This is a genomic window from Pseudoalteromonas sp. SK18 (assembly GCF_001974855.1).
Taxonomy (GTDB): domain Bacteria; phylum Pseudomonadota; class Gammaproteobacteria; order Enterobacterales; family Alteromonadaceae; genus Pseudoalteromonas.
This window is the reverse complement of record NZ_MTQB01000073.1, coordinates 1-512: the sequence shown is the minus strand read 5'-3', so window position 1 is coordinate 512 and position 512 is coordinate 1. Positions and strand designations below refer to the sequence as shown.

Below are 512 nucleotides of genomic sequence, written 5' to 3'. Positions count from 1 at the left end.
CCAATAATAACCGCTACCAGTGCCACACTAATTGTGGCTAAAAACTCCAGTGCAAAAGAAGATAAAAAAGCAATTTTTAACACGCTTAGCGTTGCATGCCTAAAATCATCTGAAATTTGGGCTATTTGCTTTAGCTCTTTGCGCGTAGCATTAAACAACTTTAGTTGGGTAAGCCCTTGTATGCGGTCAAAAAAGTAATTACCGAGTACAGCTAATTGTTGCCAGCGATGTTGATTGAGTGCCTCGGCCTTATGGCCAACCAAAATCATAAAAAATGGGATAAGCGGGGCGGTTAATAAAAATATTAAACCTGCCTTGTAAGCGGTAGGGAATATAACCACTAATATGGCCACTGGAATAAGCGCGCTATAGGCAACACCGGGTAAATATTTAGCGTAGTAATCGTGAAGTGCTTCAACGCCATTGTGCAGCGTGTTGAGTGTAGCGCCTTGACCGTGTTGTTCAATATAACTAGGGCCAAGTTGAGTCAATTTGGTTAATAAGGTTTGGCG

1 protein-coding gene is annotated in these 512 nt (G+C 41.8%); it reads right to left on the bottom strand.

The window, feature by feature from the left end:
- A partial coding sequence (locus tag BW139_RS18195) for an ABC transporter transmembrane domain-containing protein (RefSeq protein WP_254844991.1) occupies positions 1 to 512 on the bottom strand: 512 nt, incomplete at both ends.